This is a genomic window from Myxococcus sp. MISCRS1 (genome assembly GCF_026626605.1).
GTDB lineage: Bacteria > Myxococcota > Myxococcia > Myxococcales > Myxococcaceae > Myxococcus > Myxococcus fulvus.
Genome location: NZ_JAPNKB010000001.1, coordinates 3,838,706 through 3,856,863 on the forward strand (window position 1 = coordinate 3,838,706; position 18,158 = coordinate 3,856,863).

At 71.1% G+C, this 18,158-nt stretch carries 18 protein-coding genes; 10 read left to right on the plus strand and 8 right to left on the minus strand.

Annotation, left to right across the window (positions count from 1 at the left end):
• Positions 1-17: 17 nt before the first annotated feature.
• On the plus strand, positions 18-527 hold the full coding sequence (locus OWM54_RS14845) for a biotin/lipoyl-containing protein (protein ID WP_141331022.1): 510 nt from the start codon (positions 18-20) through the stop codon (positions 525-527).
• 51 nt (positions 528-578) lie between these two features.
• Here the strand turns inward: OWM54_RS14845 and OWM54_RS14850 are convergent, their stop codons facing one another.
• Both OWM54_RS14850 and OWM54_RS14855 read right to left on the minus strand, forming a co-directional pair.
• Positions 579-1,403 (minus strand): hypothetical protein, encoded by an 825-nt coding sequence (locus OWM54_RS14850; protein WP_223746184.1) that lies wholly within the window; start codon positions 1,401-1,403, stop codon positions 579-581.
• A 70-nt stretch (positions 1,404-1,473) separates the two neighbouring features.
• Positions 1,474-3,708, minus strand: a complete 2,235-nt coding sequence (locus OWM54_RS14855) for a zinc-dependent metalloprotease (protein ID WP_223746183.1) — start codon at positions 3,706-3,708, stop codon at positions 1,474-1,476.
• A gap of 232 nt (positions 3,709-3,940) precedes the next feature.
• Between OWM54_RS14855 and OWM54_RS14860 the strand changes: the two genes are divergently transcribed.
• From OWM54_RS14860 to OWM54_RS14875, 4 genes are all read left to right on the plus strand, one after another.
• Positions 3,941-4,225 carry a hypothetical protein gene (locus OWM54_RS14860; protein ID WP_223746182.1) on the plus strand — a complete coding sequence of 95 codons (285 nt, stop codon included), beginning with the start codon at positions 3,941-3,943 and terminating at the stop codon, positions 4,223-4,225.
• Between the two features lie 88 nt (positions 4,226-4,313).
• Positions 4,314-5,120, plus strand: coding sequence for a hypothetical protein (locus OWM54_RS14865; protein WP_223746181.1), 807 nt, complete (start codon positions 4,314-4,316; stop codon positions 5,118-5,120).
• 63 nt (positions 5,121-5,183) lie between these two features.
• Positions 5,184-5,816 (plus strand): hypothetical protein, encoded by a 633-nt coding sequence (locus tag OWM54_RS14870; RefSeq protein WP_223746180.1) that lies wholly within the window; start codon positions 5,184-5,186, stop codon positions 5,814-5,816.
• Between the two features lie 103 nt (positions 5,817-5,919).
• Complete coding sequence (locus OWM54_RS14875) at positions 5,920-6,189, plus strand: hypothetical protein (protein ID WP_223746179.1); 270 nt, start codon at positions 5,920-5,922, stop codon at positions 6,187-6,189.
• 3 nt (positions 6,190-6,192) lie between these two features.
• Here the strand turns inward: OWM54_RS14875 and OWM54_RS14880 are convergent, their stop codons facing one another.
• Positions 6,193-6,684: a hypothetical protein gene (locus OWM54_RS14880; protein WP_223746178.1), complete on the minus strand. Its 492-nt coding sequence runs from the start codon at positions 6,682-6,684 to the stop codon at positions 6,193-6,195.
• A 196-nt stretch (positions 6,685-6,880) separates the two neighbouring features.
• On the opposite strand from OWM54_RS14880, the gene OWM54_RS14885 reads away from it, so the two are divergent.
• Positions 6,881-7,396, plus strand: a complete 516-nt coding sequence (locus OWM54_RS14885; RefSeq protein WP_141331012.1) for a YfbM family protein — start codon at positions 6,881-6,883, stop codon at positions 7,394-7,396.
• Between the two features lie 7 nt (positions 7,397-7,403).
• On the opposite strand, the gene OWM54_RS14890 is transcribed toward OWM54_RS14885, so the two are convergent.
• Positions 7,404-8,120, minus strand: coding sequence for a TSUP family transporter (locus OWM54_RS14890; RefSeq protein ID WP_255652742.1), 717 nt, complete (start codon positions 8,118-8,120; stop codon positions 7,404-7,406).
• A gap of 191 nt (positions 8,121-8,311) precedes the next feature.
• Between OWM54_RS14890 and OWM54_RS14895 the strand changes: the two genes are divergently transcribed.
• From OWM54_RS14895 to yhbY, 3 genes are all read left to right on the plus strand, one after another.
• Positions 8,312-9,124 carry a hypothetical protein gene (locus OWM54_RS14895; RefSeq protein WP_223746177.1) on the plus strand — a complete coding sequence of 271 codons (813 nt, stop codon included), beginning with the start codon at positions 8,312-8,314 and terminating at the stop codon, positions 9,122-9,124.
• 1,093 nt (positions 9,125-10,217) lie between these two features.
• Positions 10,218-11,948: a J domain-containing protein gene (locus tag OWM54_RS14900; RefSeq protein ID WP_223783433.1), complete on the plus strand. Its 1,731-nt coding sequence runs from the start codon at positions 10,218-10,220 to the stop codon at positions 11,946-11,948.
• A 61-nt stretch (positions 11,949-12,009) separates the two neighbouring features.
• Positions 12,010-12,300 carry a ribosome assembly RNA-binding protein YhbY gene (gene yhbY, locus OWM54_RS14905; RefSeq protein ID WP_141328741.1) on the plus strand — a complete coding sequence of 97 codons (291 nt, stop codon included), beginning with the start codon at positions 12,010-12,012 and terminating at the stop codon, positions 12,298-12,300.
• 30 nt (positions 12,301-12,330) lie between these two features.
• Here yhbY and OWM54_RS14910 read toward each other — a convergent pair whose 3' ends face one another.
• From OWM54_RS14910 to OWM54_RS14920, 3 genes are all read right to left on the minus strand, one after another.
• Complete coding sequence (locus tag OWM54_RS14910; RefSeq protein WP_223746175.1) at positions 12,331-13,119, minus strand: crotonase/enoyl-CoA hydratase family protein; 789 nt, start codon at positions 13,117-13,119, stop codon at positions 12,331-12,333.
• Positions 13,120-13,209: 90 nt separating this feature from the next.
• A complete protein-coding gene (locus OWM54_RS14915; protein WP_267697924.1) occupies positions 13,210-13,887 on the minus strand; it encodes a hypothetical protein in 678 nt (225 codons plus the stop codon).
• A 125-nt stretch (positions 13,888-14,012) separates the two neighbouring features.
• The gene (locus OWM54_RS14920; RefSeq protein WP_267697925.1) at positions 14,013-15,323 is read right to left on the minus strand and encodes a neutral/alkaline non-lysosomal ceramidase N-terminal domain-containing protein; all 1,311 of its coding nucleotides are present in this window, start codon (positions 15,321-15,323) and stop codon (positions 14,013-14,015) included.
• Positions 15,324-15,467: 144 nt separating this feature from the next.
• Here OWM54_RS14920 and purF point away from each other — a divergent pair, with 144 nt between their 5' ends.
• Positions 15,468-16,853, plus strand: coding sequence for an amidophosphoribosyltransferase (gene purF / locus OWM54_RS14925; protein WP_267697926.1), 1,386 nt, complete (start codon positions 15,468-15,470; stop codon positions 16,851-16,853).
• A 66-nt stretch (positions 16,854-16,919) separates the two neighbouring features.
• On the opposite strand, the gene OWM54_RS14930 is transcribed toward purF, so the two are convergent.
• Positions 16,920-17,999 carry an RluA family pseudouridine synthase gene (locus OWM54_RS14930; RefSeq protein WP_223746171.1) on the minus strand — a complete coding sequence of 360 codons (1,080 nt, stop codon included), beginning with the start codon at positions 17,997-17,999 and terminating at the stop codon, positions 16,920-16,922.
• Positions 18,000-18,158 lie beyond the last annotated feature (159 nt).

The window sequence follows — 18,158 nt, forward strand, 5'->3', positions numbered from 1 at the left end:
AGGCTCACGAGACTTCCATGCGCTATTTCACGAAGCAGCAGGGACAGAAGGAAGCGGTGCCGGTGGACCTGGAGGCGCTGGGTGGCGAGCGCTACAAGCTCACCGTCAACGGCGTCACGTACCAGGTGGACGCGCTCGCGCTCGAGCACGGCACCATGAGCATGTTGGTGGACGGCCAGTCCTACAGCGTCGAGTTCGAGGAGAACGGCGACGAGGTGGGCGTGCTGCTCCGCGGCCAGGTGAGCCGCTTCGACGTCGCGGACGAGCGTCGGCTGCGGCTGCGCGCGGGCACGGCGGGCTTCTCCGTGGAGGGCAAGCAGCTGGTCACCGCGCCCATGCCGGGCAAGGTGGTGAAGGTGCTGGTGAAGGTGGGCGACGAGGTGAAGGAGGGCCAGGGCCTGGTGGTGGTGGAGGCCATGAAGATGGAGAACGAGCTCAAGAGCCCCAAGGCGGGCAAGGTGACCGAGCTGTTCGCCAAGGAAGGCACCACCGTGGAGAACAACGCGAAGCTCGTCGTCGTCGAGTAGCCAGGGCGTGGCGGCGCGTGCCCGGTCTCGCGCGCGCCGCAACCCCGTCGTTCAGGGCCGGGGCGATAGTCCGAAGCGCCTCGCCTCGTAGGGGTCGTCCGATTCGGCGGCCAACGCCTCCACCCGCGTGAGCGCCCTCGTCAGGGGCGCGGGCAGCGGCGCCTCCACGAGCGGAGGCAGTCGCAGCGGGCCGGAGTGGGACTCGAGCAGCTCCGGCGAGTCCGCGTCCAGCCAGTAGCGCACCAGGAAGTGCCGCCGCTGGAGCGTGCCTCGCGACAAGCGCTGTCCCTTCGCGTCCACGGCGATGGCGGCGATGGGCCGACGCAGCTTGTTTCCCTGAAGCGCGGAGCCCGTGGGCAGCTCTCCGTCCAGCAACCAGCGGACAGCGACGAGCGCGGTGGCGGCGGGGCCCTGGCGCGTCCAGGAGCGCAGCTCCACCTGGGGCAGCGGCGGCCACTCGGGCCCTCGGGCCTGGACCGTGAGGTCCACGACGCACACGCCCTGGAACGTCAGCTTCAGCGCGCGGGTGCCCTTGGGCACCGCGGTGATGAGCGCCAGTCGTCGAGGCTTCGCCGCGGCGCCGAGCGACTCGAAGTAGCGGTCCACCGGCGCGCCCTGGTCATCCAGCAACACCCACTGGAAGTCGGACGCGGGGGGCCTCCCCGCTCCATCCTGGAGATGGATTCGGACGGGCTCCGCGTCCCGGTGCGAGAAGTCGATGGCCACCAACTCCGTGGACGGAGGGGGCTGCACCGTCGCCCCGCCCCGGAACACCCAGGCCCGGTGGACCCGGACCTTCCCCTCGCACGCATCCCCTTTCGCGACAGGGGACGCGGCCAGGAGTGAAGCGGTGAGCCCCACGAGCAACGAGAACATGCCCCGAGCGTAGGCACAGCCCCCCCTGGACTGCACCTGCATCCCGGGTGCGCCAACTCGCGCGAGGGATTCAGCGGTAGTACGGGGACAGCGCGGCGGTGATGCGGGCAATCAGGTCCGTCGTCTGCAACCTCTCATCGGCGCTCAGCGTGGGCAGCGCGGCGGTGAGCGAGTCCCGCGCGGACATCAGGATGGAGTACGCGGCCAGCGACTGCTGGACCTTCAGGATGTCCACCATGGCGCGGCGCGCGGCGTACCCGCGCACCCCATCCGAGTTGAGCAGGATGCCCTGCACGTCCGCCAGCACCAGCGACGTCAGCGCGGGAGCGTCGGGCGGGTTGGCGCTGAAGGGGCCTCGCTGCGCCGCCGGGTCCAGGTACAGCCGCGCCAGGAGCCTGCGCGCCAGGTCATCCGCGCGCGACGCGTAGTGGGCGGGAGCCCCAGGAGGGATGACCAGCGGCGGGCGCACCTGCTGCATCGCCAGCTGATACGCCTGCGCCTGCACCGCCGGGCTGCCCGCGCGCACGAACTGGAGCACGGGGTTGGCCGTCGCGTTGAACCGGCCTGCCAGCGACGCATACAGGAGGGGGTGCGAGACATTCAGCAGGGTGTTCATCGCCACGTTCATCGCGGGCACGTAGAACTTCGTCAGCGGCTCGTCGGTGCGGTCATACCGGTTGCAGTACGGGTCGACGCGCGCGTCCACGTCGGTGCAGTACGGCTCGGTGGGCAGGTCCGGGGACAGGCCATAGAGGTAGCGCACTGCCTGCACGTCGTAGGCGCCCGGCGCGTCGCCGTACACGGCATCCCGAGGGTCCAGGTACTCCATCACCGAGCTGGAGCGCGCCCCCGTCGCGCCGCCGTCGTACACCTGTGAGCCCGCGAAGTTGTGCCGAAGCCCCAGCGTGTGCCCCACCTCGTGCAGCACCAGGTACGTGAGGTACGCCTCCACCTTCTGCTTCTTGGTCATCGGCGAGCCGGGCTCGACGAGGAGCTCCGCCCCCTGCTCGCCCTGCTCGAGCAGCGCCTCGGAGTGGAAGTCACACCGCGCCTCGCCCCCCATGCCGGCCCAGGACATCCGCAGCGACGAGGCGGGGCGCTCGGTGGCCACCAGCGCGCCCACGTCCCCTGAGAAGGTCTGGTGCGCCACCTCCAGCCAGTTGCTGCCCAGGTAGATGCTGGCGCCACGAATCTCGCCGGTGTTCGGGTTGGTCCGCCAATCGGCGAAAGCGAACGACGCCGCGCGGTCCGGGTCGACGATGAGGTGGTTCTCGTCATCGCGGCCGAAGTCGCTCGAGCTGTCCCCCATCACCGCCTCGAGCGCCGGGAAGCCGAAGGCCGTGTTCCATCCCTCGATGCCCCGCTTCACCGCGCCCACCAGGTCATACGCCTGGAAGCGCGGGTCCGCCTGCACCGTGAGCAGGCTGGGTGTGATGCGCCAGCGGATGGGCGTCATGCCCGGCTGGATGGCCCACTTCGCGGCCACGCGCTCGGTGGCGCCTCCCGTGTTCGGAATCAGCTTCGGCTCGCTCAGGAAGTAGTGCTCCCGCGCGGGCGCGGGCGTGGGCACGTACCCCGGGCTCTCCTGGTAGCGGCGCAGCGCGATGCTCAGCGTGCCCGACGTGCGGAAGGGGTTCTCCTCCAGGTACAGCGGCGCCATGTCATCCGGCAGGTTCGAGTAGCCGGTGAAGACCTGCTCGAAGGTGACGCCGTCCGCGATGGGCCGCAGCTTCTGCGCCAGGCTCAGCTCCACCTGGAACTGCGCGCGCATCATCACCGCGTTCAGGTCCCCCATCACCCCGAAGCGGTTGAGCCCCGCCGCCGGGTCGATGAGCACGTACTGCTCCGAGCCCCGCCGCCGGTGGAACGGCGGGTGGTCCTCCACGATGGGATACGCCTCCACCAACACCTGCGGGTCGAAGATGTCGCTCAGGACCTTGCGGTCATCCACATCCAGGACGAACAGCTTGCCGTTCTGCTCCTTGAAGCTCACCACGCGCGTGCCCAGCGAGTTGGCCGCGAAGTAGGCGGCGCCTCCCGGGTGGTATTGCTGGATGTACGCGGACAAGAACCACTTCGTCGCCAGTTGGTCCCGACGGATGGCCAGGTAGAAGCCGCGCCCCGAGTCCTCCACCACGCCTCGCAGCTTCTGCTCCACCTGCTGTCGCTCGGCGGCCCCCACCTCCCGCGGCACCGCCACGAAGGCCCCCTCCAGCACCTCGTCCGGCAGCGCCACGTCCGGAGTGTCGGGCGGAGCCTCGCCACAGCCCGTGCCCCACAGCAGGGCCAGCGAAAGCACTCCCACCCACGAGCACCGAGGGAACCGCCTGCGTCCGCGCATCGCGTGTCTCCGAGTCCGGGACGCGCGAGGAGGCGCGCCCACCCACGGGTCAACGACGCGCCCGCACCATCTTCCCGGGAGGGGACACGATTTCTCCGCCCCGCCGGGAGCCGTCCGCGACTTTAAATGCGACCCGCGCAACCCAGATGCTTTTGCTACTCAGTTCGACCCGAGCGGTCGCTCACCTGGAGGCACCATGCGGAGCTGGAACATGAAGGGGCTGTGGTTGGCTGGCGTGCTGTTGGCGGGCTGTGGTGGCACCGAGGCCCTGGACGGGCAGCCCGAGGCGGCCGCCCCCGAGCTGGCCCAGACGGAGGCCGCCCTGGAGTACAACGAGGACCTGCACTGCATCGTCATGACGCCCTCGGTGCGCTGCAACAACGGCCTGCAGATGTACGCGTACTGGAGCGACGAGCTCGGCCACTACTTCATCCCCCGCAACGTCTGTGGCAGCCGCGGGCCCATCGTGTGCCCGCTCTAGTCACTCCCTCACACTCCTAGTGTGAAACGGCGCCCCGGCCCGCCTCGTGGTTTGTTCGCACGCAAACCAGATGGCAGACTGGGGCGTCATGAAGGTCACTGGTCGCCGAGTCCTGCTCGCGGCCCTGGGCGCGTCGCTGTCGGCGTGCGCGTCCCGGCCCGCCCCTCCGGTCCTGCACTACAGCTTGGGCATCTCCCGAGCGGACTACCGAGACTACGGGGGTGCCAAGGCCAGCCCCTGTGACGCGGAGCAGCGCTGGTTGTCGGACGAGCTGACGGCCGTCAACGGCGTGCTGGCGCGCTTCGTCAACGGCACCGACAAGCTCGACACGCCCGCCTCGCTGGACCATGCGAAGCAGGTGGAGCTCCTGAAGGAGGCCCAGCAGACGCTGCCGCCGGTGCTGGCGGTCCACGAGAACAACCTCCGGGGCCTCGCGCAGTGCGGGTTCAAGGACAAGGGCGCCTTCCCGGAGATTTCGCGCCGGGGTGGGGAGCTGGTGAAGGAGGCGCGCGAGCGGCTGTCCAGCGCGGACTCGGTGCTCGCCGCCGTGTCGCTGCGCCAGGCCCAGGACAAGTGGAAGGAGGAGTCGCCCCAGCGCGAGGCCACCGCGCGCGGCACGTGGTGCACCGCCGACCCGAAGATTGGCGAGGCCACGGTGTTCTACGCGCGCGCCGCAATGGACGGCACCTTCCGGTGGCACTTCTGCGACGGCTCCCTCGTGGAGCAGCGCGCAGGCGCGGAGCCGACCTACGTGGAGCCCGAGGGGCTCAACAAGCGCGACCGCCGCCGCATCCAGCCGCCGCGCTACCTGGAGGCGGCCGCCAACTTCCCGGCCGAGGAAATCGACCGGCCGCCGGAGACCGGCACCCCGAAGAGCGCCTCTCCGACGCCCTGACGTTCTACAGTCCGGGAACCACCGGGCGGCCTCGTGCCGCCCCCTGCCCCGGAAAGCCGCCCCATGCGACACGCCGCCGCCGTCGCCCTCGTGATGCTCTGCTCGCTGCCCGCGCTCGCGGCGCGGCGCGAGGGCACCTGTGAGGTCCGGGTGATGGGAGGCCTGCAGCTGGCCTTCTCCGGCAAGGGCGGCACGCAGTCCGCCACCTCGGACCACTGGATGTCTCCCGAGGAGATGCGCGCGGTCTACGAGAAGATCCACAGCCGGATGAAGCAGGACCCCAAGAAGGTCCAGGCCGCCGCCGCGAAGCTCGCGGCGAAGGGGACGATGAGCGGCCCCCTGTCCATCCACTGCATCAGCGCGGGCGGCATCCAGTCGGCGAGCCTGAGCATCCTCTCCGGGCAGAACACCAAGGAGAGCGTTCCCTTCAAGCCCGGCGCGTACCCGCTCGTCACGCTGGACGAGAAGCCCGGCGAGTTGCCCGTGGCGCTGCGCCTCAAGGGCGTCAACTACATGCTCACCGTGCCCGGCGTCCTGGTGCTGACCCGGTTCGACGGCCGCGGCGTCGCGGGCACGTTCAAGTTCACCGCCCGCACGCACAGCTCCGCCAACAAGAAGGACGCCACCGAGCGCACCATCCGGGTGGAGGGCAGCTTCGACTTGCCCTGTCCCGTGAAGAGCCGCGTCTGCAGCTAGCCGTGCGGGGCGCGCGGCGGCACGCCGAACTGGGAACGAGTCTGCATCTGCCATTCGGCTACAGTGGTGTCCGCGGTCATCCCCCACGCCACGGAGCACCTCCATGCAGCTGCGCCCCTTCCTCGCGTCCCTCGCCGTCTGCCTGTCCCTCCTCGGCTGTGGTGGCGGCGCGCCCGCGAGCGAGCCGGTGAGCCCGGAGGCGCCCCAGACCGAGACCTCGACGAGCGCCCAGGTCTCCTGCTGGGACGAGTGCTACCAGGCCAACGCCTGGTGTCCGTCCCAGTGCGGGGTCTCGAGCGAGGTGTGCGCCCAGGCCATCTCCGTCTGCTACGACTCGTGCGAGCGCGGCGTGGGTCCCTGGCTGCCCTGCTGAGCGTCACCTGCCAGCGGCCGTGGAGCGCTCCGTCATGGACAGCTCCACGGTGTGGCTGCTGTCCGGTGAGAGCTCCAGGTTCATCTGGCACGTCTCGATGTGGCGCGGCCCCTTCGCGCAGACGGTGAACACGCCCGCGCGCACCTTGGGGAAGCGGGCCATGCCCTGCGCATCCGTCTTCAACTGCTCCGGATGCAGCCGACGCGGCTGGCCCTCGCTCACGATGGCCACCGTGATTCCCGGCACCGGCTTGAGCCCCCAGGGGTCGAGCGTCCGCACATAGACGCGCCCCAGTTGAGAAGGCGCCAGCGTGCGGGGGTCCTCGGGGTCCTCGATGGGCATCGAGCCCGCATCCGGCGAACCCGCGTCGGAAACCCGAGCGGTGGCGACCTTGGGTCGGGGCTCTTGCGCCAGTTGCCGCCGCAGGAGCGCCGCGAGCGACAGCGACACCCCGACGCCCGCGATGGCGATGACCCAACGAACCCCTCGGTGCATACCCGAGCTCCCTGGCTTCCAACCGCGAGGACGACGGCCCGACGTCGGAAGCCTAGCATTCCGAGGACTCGCGGCCCGCGTCGGTGGACCTGGGGGCGGAGGGGCCCGCATCGAAATTCCGCACGCTCGCCCGGGACTGGTAGGGTCCGGCGCCGCTCCACTTCCCCCGGCTTTCGCGTCACACGAGGTCCCCCGCATGGAGATGCTCTGCACCTTGCGCAGCGTCACGGAGGCGCAGCGCGGCGCCCTGCTTCAGGCCCCCGAGCGCCTGGAGGACTTCCTCGACGACGACGAGGACTTCGGAGACCCGAAGGGCGGAGCGTTCCTGGAGCTGGACATCGGCGAGGCGTGGCATGCCCTCCAGTACCTGCTCACCGGCACCGCGTGGGAGGGCAGCGCGCCGTTGGACTTCCTCGTCCGCGGCGGTGACGACGTGGGCGACATCCCCTCCGACGAGGGCACCGCGCGCGTCTTCGCGCCCGCGCAGGTGAAGGCGCTCGCCACCGCGCTGAAGGACGTCTCCGAGAACACGCTGCGCCGCCGCTTCGACCCGGCGAAGATGCAGGCCCAGGACATCTACCCCGGCACCTGGGATGAGCCGCCCGAGGACAGCGACCCGCTCGAGGAGGTGCTCTCCTACTTCGAGGAGCTCCAGAAGTTCGTCGCCCAGGTGTCCCGCCGCGACGGCGCGCTGCTGGTGCACATCGGCTGAAGGACCGTCAGCCCATCACCACGTCGCGTCCCAGCTTCAGCACCAGCGCCAGCACCACGGCGAGCACCACCTTGCGCACCAGGGTGTCGCCGCCCTTCACCGCCAGGTGCGCGCCCAGCCACGCGCCGGTGAACTGCGCCGCGGCCATGGGCAGCGCCACCTTCCACAGCACCACGCCCTTGAGCGAGAACAGGATGACGGACGCCAGGTTGGAGGCGAAGTTCACCACCTTCGCGTCCGCGGACGCTCGCGCCAGGCCGTGGCCCAGCAGCGTGTTGAAGCCGACGATGAGGAAGGTGCCCGTGCCCGGGCCGAAGAACCCGTCATAGGTGCCGACGGCCAGCGCGATGAGCGCGCCGATGGCCTGGGCGCGCGAGCGGGGCGAGGGCTCCGCGTGCGCGGGGGCCTTGGGCGGCGCGCGGCGGAAGGCGAGGAACACCGCCACGGCGATGAGCAGCACCAGCACCAGCGGCTTGAGCACCTCCGGCTTCACCAGCAGCACCAGCGCCGCGCCCGCGAAGGCGCCGCCCAGGCCGAAGGGGAACGTCACGCGCGCCAGCTTCCAGTCCACCAGCCCCGCGCGCGAGAAGCGCACCAGCGCCGCGAACGAGCCGAACACGGACTGCCCCTTGTTGGTCCCCAGCGCCACGTGCGGGGGCAGCCCCGCCGTCAGCAGCGCCGGCAGCGTGATGAGCCCGCCGCCGCCCGCGATGGCATCCACCATGCCCGCCACCAGCGCCGCGACACACAGCAGCAGCAGGTGCTGCGCACTGACGTCCACCAGTAGGTCCACCCTGTGTCTCCCTCGCCTCGAGCGGCGCCTGGGTACCACGGGCGCCGTCGCGGCTGCTCGCTTCTTGCGTCCCCCGCCACCTTGGGCGTCAATGCCCCGGTCGTTTCACCTCCGAGGTCTTCATGCTCGCCTCCCTCTTCACCGTGCTGGCGCTCACGCTGGCCTCGGCTCCACCCTCGCAGGACCCCAACGCGCCCACCTGCCGGATGATGAACAGCCAGGTGGCGTGTGGATATGGGTGCAAGTCCGACTCGAACCGCGCCCGCTGTGCGCAGACGCCCCAGGGGCGCTGTCAGCTCATCGACGGGCAGGCGGTGTGCTTCGACCCGCCGGCGTACGTGGTGAAGGCGTATGGCGCGGCGCTGCCGGAGCCCGAGTGCAAGGCCATCGACGGGGCGGTGGCGTGTGGCTACCACTGCGTGACGCAGCCGGGCCGGGTGAAGTGCGCGAAGTCGCCGGCCGGGGTGTGCAAGGCGCGCGGAGGCGAGGTGGAGTGCTTCGACCCGCCGGCGGTGGTCTTCGCGGTGTACGGCAAGGAGACGCCCCGCGCGGACTGCCGCAGCAACGGGGTGGAGCTGACGTGTGGCTACAACTGTCTCAACGCGTCAGAGGGCGTGCGGTGCACCCGGACGCCGGCGGGGGTGTGCAAGATTTCGAGCGGGCGCATCACCTGCTTCGACCCGCCTGCGGCGGCTTTGTGCACCTGGAAGCGCGCGATTCCCGCGCCGGAGTGCCGCAACACGGAGTCCGGCCCGGCGTGTGGATATGCGTGCACGACGGCGTTCTCGAAGTCGGCGTGTGCGTCCACGCCCTCGGGCATCTGCAAGGTGTTCGACAGCGAGGTGCACTGCTTCGACCCGCCCGTCGAGCAGCAGGCGGACCCGGCCTGCCTGTCGGTCCTGGGGATGGCGGTGCTGGACGGGGCCACGCCCTGACACAGGGTATGAGCCCTCCGCCCCGCCGTCTGCTTTGAGCCTTCCTGGGAGAGCGGTAGGGTTGCCGTCTTCTCGCAGCAGGAATGGAGCAGAACCGCGCATGGCGGAGGGTGACGTCCGTCAATATTGGGTCCGCAACGACAGGGGCACCCTGTGGGGGCCCCTCACCCTGCCGACCATCGAGCTGCTCATCGACAGCGGCGCCATCAAGGGCAAGCTCCAGGTCTCCGAGGACGGGCTGAACTTCGCCTTCCCCTGGCGCTTCCCCGAGGCCCGCGAGGTGTTCCCGCGCGAGCTGTGGGGTGACGGCGCGCCGGCGAACCTCGGCCCCGGGCCCCAGGCCCCGGTAGCGCGCCCCGGTGTCCCCATGGCGGGGCCGGGCGGTGTGCCCATGGCGGGGCCGGGTGCGGCGCCCATGGCCGGTCCGGGCGTGCCGATGGCGGGACCGGGAGTACCGATGGCGGGCCCAGGTGCCGCGCCGATGGCAGGGCCAGGTGCCGCGCCGATGGCGGGGCCAGGTGCCGCGCCGATGGCGGGGCCAGGTGCCGCGCCGATGGCGGGGCCAGGTGCCGCGCCGATCGCACGCCCAGGAGTTCCCATGGCGGGCCCGGGTGCGCCCATGGCGGGGCCCGGTGCAACCGGGCGTCCAGGTGTCCCCATGGCGGGCCCGGGTGCGCCCATGGCGGGGCCCGGTGCAACCGGGCGTCCAGGTGTCCCCATGGCGGGCCCTGGTGTCCCCATGGCGGGCCCAGGAGCCCCGATGGCAGGCCCGGGAGCGCCCGTGGCTCGACCAGGGGTCCCCATGGCAGGCCCAGGTGCACCCATGGCGGGCCCAGGGGTCCCCATGGCGGGTCCAGGGGTTCGACCGGGGGATCCTCGGGCGCAAGGCAACCCGATGCAGGCCGCACGGCCTCAAGTTCCAGGTGCGGCCCCCGGAGCCCCCGGAGCCGTCGCACGGCCCGTCGCGCCGCCCAACGCGGCCACCGGACAGCCCCAGGTCGCCACGCCGCAGGCGGGAGCCGTCCCTCCAGCAGCCCCCTTCCCCTCCACGGCAGCCGCGCCCGCCGTCTCCACGGAGTCCTCGCCCTACGCGATGCCCTCGCAGGGGCAGCTCGAGCAGACCTCGCCGCTGAACCTCTTCGGCCGCATCGCCTCCGCGGAGCAGACGGGCCTGCTCAAGCTGGCGCTCACGGACCGGGTCACCCTGATTCACTTCCGCAAGGGCAACCCGGAGTTCGTCGACTCCAACCACCCCGAGGACTCGCTGGGCACGTCGCTGATGGGCGCGCGGCTGCTCACGCCCGAGCAGCTCCAGCAAGCCGAGTCCGCCAAGGAGCGCTTCGGCGGAGACCTGCTCGCCGCGCTCTTCGGACTCGGTCTGCTCCAGCCCGCCAGCGCGTTCTCGATTCTGGCGCAGCGAGCCTCCAGCATCCTGTTCAAGGGCCTGCGCGCCGAGTCCGGCATGTTCGCCTTCGAGCTGCGGGAGCTGGCGGGCAACAAGGCCATGCCGCTGGGCAACCGGTGGGCGGTGCTCAGCGACACGGTGCGCCGCATGCCCTCCGCGGACATCAAGCGTCGGCTCATGCCGGTGCTCAACCTGCCCATCATGAAGTCGGGTGGGATGGTGGCCGCGAGCGAGCTGCGGCTGACGCCGCACGAGGTTCGCGCGCTCACGGTCATCGATGGAGTGCGCTCGGTGTCGCAGCTCCTCGCGGACTTCCCGCAGGACGCCGACCACCTGCTGCGCCTGGCCTTCCTGCTGCGCGAGCTGGACGCGGTGTCCTTCGCGGCCGCGCGCCCGGCCCCCGCGACGGTGGCGGGCCCCACGGCCGCCGCGCAGCCCGGTCCAGCGCCCACCGCGGGTCCCACGGCCGCGCCCCGCCCGGCCCCGCCACCGGGGGCACAGGCTCCGACCGCCGCGCCTGGGAATCCCCCGGGAGCGGGCTCACCGCAGGCCGCGCGCCCGGGCAATCCGCCGGGTGCCGCCGCGCCGGCAGCGGCCCGTCCGGGCAATCCTCCTGGAGCCGCCGCGGCCCCCCGTCCGCCGCCCGTCGTCGGAGCGGCGCCAGCCCGTCCGGCGAGCCCCGCGCCCGCCGCGGCAGCACGTCCGGCGCCGCCCACGGTCTCCGGCCCTCCGCCGGGCGCCGACGAGATTCCGGCGCTCAAGCAGCTGGCGATGGCGTTGAAGCAGCAGAACCACTTCCAGCGGCTCGGGTTGGCGGAGCAGGCGGACGGCAGCGCGGTCAAGGTCGCCTACTTCCGTCTGGCCAAGCTGTACCACCCGGACACGCTCCCGCAGGGGGCGCCGCCGGAGCTCGAGAAGCTCAAGGCCGAGGTGTTCGCCTACATCGGCGATGCGTACCGGACGCTGTCCGACGACAAGAGCCGGGCGGCCTATCTCGAGGAGCTGAAGAGTGGTGGCGCCGGGGCGGAGGTGGACATCAACGCCATCCTGATGGCGGAGGAGCTCTTCCAGAAGTCGTGCATCCTGGTGAAGGCGCGCAAGTTCCCGGAGGCCGTGAAGATGTTGAACGAGGCCATCCAGCTCAACGCCGAGGAGGCGGAGTTCTACGCCTGGCGGGGCTATGCGCGGTTCTTCACGGCGACGGACAAGAAGGCGGCGCAGCCGGAGGCGTTCCGGGAAATCCAGAACGCCATCAAGCGCAACGAGCGGTGTGCGCCGGCGCACTACTTCCTCGGGGTGATTGCGAAGCTGACGGGAGACACCGCGGGGGCGCTGAAGCACTTCAAGCGGACCGTGGAGCTTCAGCCAGACCACATCGACGCTCAGCGGGAGATTCGCATGGCGGCCCAGAAGAAGTAGGGTGCGCCCCCCATCCGGAGGGGCCAGGGGCCCCGCGGGTGGAGTCGAAGGAGACAGCAACGTGTCGCTCACCGGGAAGCAACGCCGCCATCTGCGCGCGCTCGGACACCACCTGGAGCCGGTGGTCATCGTCGGTCAATCCGGCGTCACCGAGGGCGTCATCGCCGCCGTCGAGCAGGCGCTGCACGACCACGAGCTCATCAAGGTGAAGATCAACGAGGGCCCCGAGTCGCGCCAGGAAGCCGCCGCGCGCCTCGCCGAGGGCACCAGCGCCGAGCTGGCCCAGCTGTTGGGCCGCACGGCGCTGCTCTTCAAGAAGCGCAAGGAGAAGTCCAAGTTCGAGAAGTTCTGACGGACCGTCCCCGGGCCCCGCATGTCCGCTTCACTTGCCGCTGAAGCGGGCCTCGCGGCGCTCGAGGAAGGACTGGACGCCCTCGGCGGCGTCCTCCGTCTTCACCAGCTCCAGCAGCCGGGGCAGCAGCGCGGCCCTGGCTGCGTCGGGCCCTTCGTGCACCGCCTGTCGCGCGGACGCGAGCGTCGCCTGCACGCCCAGCGGGGCCTGCTTCGCCACCGTCTCCGCCAAGGCGAGCGCCCGCTCCAGGTGCCGGCCGCGCTCCACCACCTCCTGCACCAGGCCGATGCGGTAGGCCTCGCGCGCGTCGAACTCATCGCCGGTGAGCAGCCACCGCATGGCGTTGCCCCAGCCCGCGCGCTGGGGGAAGCGCACCGTGGCGCCGCCGAACGGGAAGATGCCGCGCTTGATTTCAATCTGTCCGAAGCGCGCGTCCTCCGAGGCCACGGTGATGTCCGCCGCGAGCACAAGCTCGATGGACAGCGTGAGGCACAGTCCCTGGACGGCGAGCACCAGGGGCCTGGTGCGCGGCGGTCCCTGGATGCCCCACGGGTCGATGAACCCCTCCGCGTAGAGCGGCTCGCCGCTGGAGAGCGCGGGCGCGACGCTCGCGAGGTCCAGCCCCGCCGAGAAGTGGTCGCCCACCGCGAAGATGACCATGCACCGCACGTCCGGATGCCGGTCCGCCTCCGTCACCGCGGACGAGAGCCCGCGCAGCATGCCCACGTCGAACGCGTTGCGCTTCTCCGGCCGGTGGATGCCGATGAGGGCAAGGTGTCCGCGCACTTCCAGGGTGATGCGAGGGTCCGACGGGCTCATCTGCGCTCCACGGTGAAGGTGGACGCGCATTGTCCGCCACGCGGCGCCGCGCGCACCATCACGCGCGTCACGCCGTCCACCGCACGACGTTCAGAACCGCCCCGCCAATCCACCCACGAGGCTCCCCTCCTTCGTCCGGGCGAACGAGGGCACCACGACCACCTGCTGCGAGAGCCTGCGCTCCCGCGCGCGCACCGTGGAGGAGTGTGAGAGGCGATAACCGACGAACGAGCCCAGGATGGGCGTTACGACCAGGTTGAGCACGCCGATGGTCGCCACACCGGGGCTGTTGCTGTTGAGCAGCAATGATGACGGCATCGCGCCGATCGCCGCGCCCAGCAGCGTGTAGCCGAAGCTGCCCTCCCCTTGAAGCCATCGCCCCGAGAGGTAGACATCGCTGGCCGCGCCAAGCGACGAGCCCACCCCCAGCGAGAACGCGAGCCCCACGCTGTTCCAGCAGGGAAAGCCAGCACAGCCTGCCAGCCAGTTGCCCGCGACGAGCCCCACCATGGCGCCCGACACCAGCCCCGCGCCGCCCAACAAGATGCCCAGGGAGAGGTGCGTGCCACGTCGATAAGGATGCGCCGCGAGTGACGCGGAGCGAGCCTGCGCGGAGGACTCGGGCACCGCCGCGTCCGGCACGGACACCAAGGGAGGAGACAACGAGGCGGAGTCCCTGTCTCCGGGAGACTCGGGCAGATGCTGCCCCCACGCCGGCAGCCCCACGAGGACCACGGCGAGCACGCCCACCACGCATCGCAGTTGCATCGGAAATCCCCCCCTCTCCCGCGGGACTTCAGGCCACCGCGTCGCGGCCTGTCAATCCGGGGCCCGACACACCCAGCACGCCAGGACGAGTGCAATCCAGCGCATGCACGCGGGTGACACCACCGTCAGCGCGTGAAGCCCGCCGTGCTCGCGGCCAGCTCCGCCGCCACGCCCAGACGCTCCAGCAACGCGGGCCCGAAGTACTGCCTGCGCGACTCTCCGCCCTTCGCGTTCACCAGGTCCGGAGTCTCCACGTAGCCCACGTAGCCCCCCGCGAGCCCCAGCACGCCCGAGGCTCCCGTGCGCCGCACCAGCTCCGCGCCCGCGTCCACCGTGGGCTCGCCCGGCACCGTCACCAGCTCCAGCGGCCCCAACACCAACGCGGACACCTCGGCCACGCGCTCGGCGGAGCTGCACAACAAGTTATCCCCAGCCGCCCGGGTGAAGGCCGGCACCAGCCGCGACGCATCCGGCCGGGGCATCACCGCCTCCGCGCGCGCCAGCGACAGCCGCACGGACGGCCCCGCCGAAGCCAGGGGCGCCTTGCCCGCCAGCTCCGACAAAGCCCGCGCGAAGCCCGACACCCGCTCCAGCCCCTGCCCCTCCGAGTACGCCACGGACGCGTTGCCCACCGCGCCCTGCAACAACAGCGTCACGCCGCTGCCCTCGGACTCGCGCAGCGTGCTCAAGCGGCCCGGATAGTCCGGGTCCACGTACGCGCGCTGCCGAGGCACCATCGCCGGGTGCGCCGCGAAGAAGAGCAGCTCCGCCACGGGCGCTGCCTCACCGCGCAGCACCGCGCGCGTCAGCGTCCCATCCGGCGCGGTGCCACCCGAGCGCGTGTAGACATACGAGGACTCCTTCGCCTCCCCCAGCTCCAGCGTCACGTCCGTGAGCGAGGAGGCGGCCTGCCCGAGCGCGGCGCTCGCCGCGGCCACCACCGTCGCTTCCGAGTCCTCCCGATAGCGCCCCGTGCCGACGAGCTGCGACACCAGCCGCGAGTCATAGCCCCCGAGCGACGAGTGCGTGTGCGTGGCCAGCACCAACACATCCTGCAGCCCCAGCGTCTTCGCGTGCTCGCGCACCCGCGCCGTCACCACATCCGTGACGAGCAGCAGCTCCAGCGACACCAGCCCCACGCGTGAGCCCCCCGCCTCCAACACCACCGCGCGCGCATGGAGCGGCGGGTCGGACTGCGTCGCGTCGGGACGCGGCGGCGAGTACCCCGCCACCACCACCGGGAACGGCGGCGCCAGGGCCACCTTCGCCGCGCCCGCGCGCAGCGGCCCCTCGCCCTTCACCTGCGACAGCAGCACCGGCGCGCGCTCCGCCCACGTGCCGCACCAGTTCCAGGAACCCAATGCATAAGCGGCACCCACGGTGAGCAAGACCAGGGGAAACAGGGAACGCCAGGAGGCTCGTCGTGGAAACACCATGCGGTGCGCAGACTAACGGCATGCGGCACTCGCCGCGAGGCTCGTCTGCCCACATCGGCCGACTCCGGTGACGGGTGGAATACCCACCAGAGGGGCGTGCGTTCCTGTTCCGCTCACCGCCCGAAAGGAGTAAGGCAGCGCGCCATGTGCGGCATCTTCGGAATCACGGGACACGCCGAGGCCTCCAACCTGACGTACCTGGGGCTGCACGCCCTGCAGCATCGCGGGCAGGAGTCCGCGGGTATCGTCGCCTCTGATGGTCATGGCCTGCGGGCCCACCGTCAGATGGGGCTGGTGGCCGACATCTTCGATGCGCCAGTGCTCGCCGGCCTGCCCGGTCAGTCGGCCATCGGCCACGTGCGCTATTCGACGGCGGGCGGCAGCCAGCTCAAGAACGCGCAGCCGCTCTTCGTGCAGTACGCGGGCGGTCAGTGTGCCATCGCGCACAACGGCAACCTGGTCAACGCGGCGGCGCTGAAGGAGAAGCTGGAGGCCGACGGAGCCATCTTCCAGTCGGACGCCGACACGGAGGTCATCCTCCATCTGCTCGCGCGCTCGCGACAGGGGAGCTTCGAGCAGAAGCTGGTGGAGGCCCTGCGCAAGGTGGAGGGCGCCTACAGCCTGCTGGTGCTCACCGAGAACAAGCTGGTCGCGGTGAGGGACCCCTTGGGCATCCGGCCGTTGGTGCTCGGGCGGATGAAGGAAGGCGCGTACGTGCTCGCCAGCGAGACGACGGCGCTGGACCTCATCGAGGCGGACGTGGTGCGCGAGCTGGAGCCCGGTGAGCTGCTGGTCATCGAGAACGGCGTCATGCGCACGAGCAAGCCGTTCGCGGAGCCGGCGCGACTGGGCCGGTGCATCTTCGAGCAGGTGTACTTCGCGCGGCCGGACTCGGTGCTGTTCGGCAACAGCGTGTACGAGGTGCGCAAGCGGATGGGCATGCAGCTGGCGCGCGAGCAGCCGGCGAACGCGGACCTGGTCATCGCGGTGCCGGACTCGGGCGTGGCGGCGGCCATCGGCTTCTCGCAGCAGAGCGGGATTCCGTATGACGTGGGGCTCATCCGCAGCCATTACGTGGGCCGGACGTTCATCGAGCCGCAGCAGTCCATCCGTCACTTCGGCGTGAAGCTGAAGCTGTCGGCGGTGCGCAACGTCATCAAGGGCAAGCGCGTGGTGGTGGTGGACGACTCCATCGTCCGCGGCACGACGAGCCGCAAGATCGTGAAGATGATCAAGGCGGCCGGCGCGCTGGAGGTACACCTGCGCATCTCCTCGCCGCCGACGAAGTGGCCCTGCTTCTACGGCATCGACACGCCCAGCCGGCAGGAGCTCATCGCCGCGAGCCACAGCACGGACGAGATTGCCCGCTACGTCACGGCGGACTCGCTGGGCTACATCTCCATCGAGGGCCTGGGCGAGGCCGTGGGCGACCCCAGCCGGGGCAGCTTCTGCACGGCGTGCTTCTCCGGTCAGTACCTGCTCGGGGAGATGGCCGGCTCCGGACAGGAAGCCAACAAGCTCACCGCCTGACGCCGCGCATGCGCGCGTGAGGCCCCAGGCCCCCTGCCCTTCATCGGGTCGGGGGCCTTCGTCGTTTCAACGGCTGGGTGCCGTGGAGGGCGGAGGCGGCAGGGGCGCGCCCGCGATGAAGTCCGCGAGGTCCGAGGGGAGCGGCGCCGAGAACGAGACCTCCGCGCCGGTGCCGGGGTGCGGGAACACGATGCGCTCGGCGTGCAGGGCGTGTCGGGGCAGTCGCAGTCGAGACCAGGCCTCGGGCTCCAGGCTGTGCTTGCTGAAGCGGTCGAAGTAGCCGGGATCCGGGCCGTACATCTTGTCACCGACCAGCGGGAAGCCCGCCTCACGCAGGTGGATGCGAATCTGGTGCTGACGTCCCGTCTCCGGGAAGCAGCGCAGGAGCGCGAAGGGCTCACCATCGCGGGTGAAGCGCTGGAGCACCTGGAAGCGGGTCCGGCTCGGCTTGCCCTCGACGGCGTCGATGCGCACGGCGATGCGGATGAGCTCGGTGCCCTCGGCGATGGGGGCATCCACGGTGAAGGTGTCCTCGGGAGGATGTCCCTCACAGAGGGCGAGGTACTCCTTGTGCACGTCGCGCGAGACGAAGAGCCGGCCGAGCACACGGCAGGCTTCGGTGGTGCGACCGCAGACGACCAGGCCGCTGGTTTCGCGGTCCAGACGGTGCGCGGGCTCGGCGAAGCGCTCCCCGAAGCGCTCGCGCAGGATGGAGACGAGGGTGCCCTTGTGGTAGCGCGCCGTCGGATGGATGGGGAGACCCGCGGGCTTGTCGAGCACCAGCAGCCACTCATCCTGGAAGACGACGGGCAGCGTGGTGGGCGTCTCCGGCTCCTCGCTGCCGGGGCGGCGCAGGCGGAAGGCCAAGCCAGGGTACACGGGCGTGGAGGGCTTCAGCCGCCGTCCTTCGCAGCGGACGCCGCGCAGGATGATGCCGGCCAGACGCTCGCGCGGCATGCGGCGCAGCTTCTGGCCCAGGTAGTCCTCCAGGCGCCAGCCCGCATAGTTGGGCTCGACGACGAAGGAGATGTCGACGAAGCCCTCGGGAGCGGCGTCCGACGCGGGCGCACGACTCGAGCCCCCCTGCTCGGAGGGCTCCTGCTCAGGGGAGGAGTCCTCCGCCGATGAATCCTTCTCGCCGTGCATCACCTCCGCGCTCTAACACGGCGCGGGACGGCGCACAGTCCGAACCCTTCAGGGTCGGGAGGCCTCACGACGAGGCACCACCCGAGCCAGCGCGGAAACAGAAGGACCTGCGCATCGAAGCGGCTTCACGCCGACGTCGACGAGCCCCTGCGGAAACAC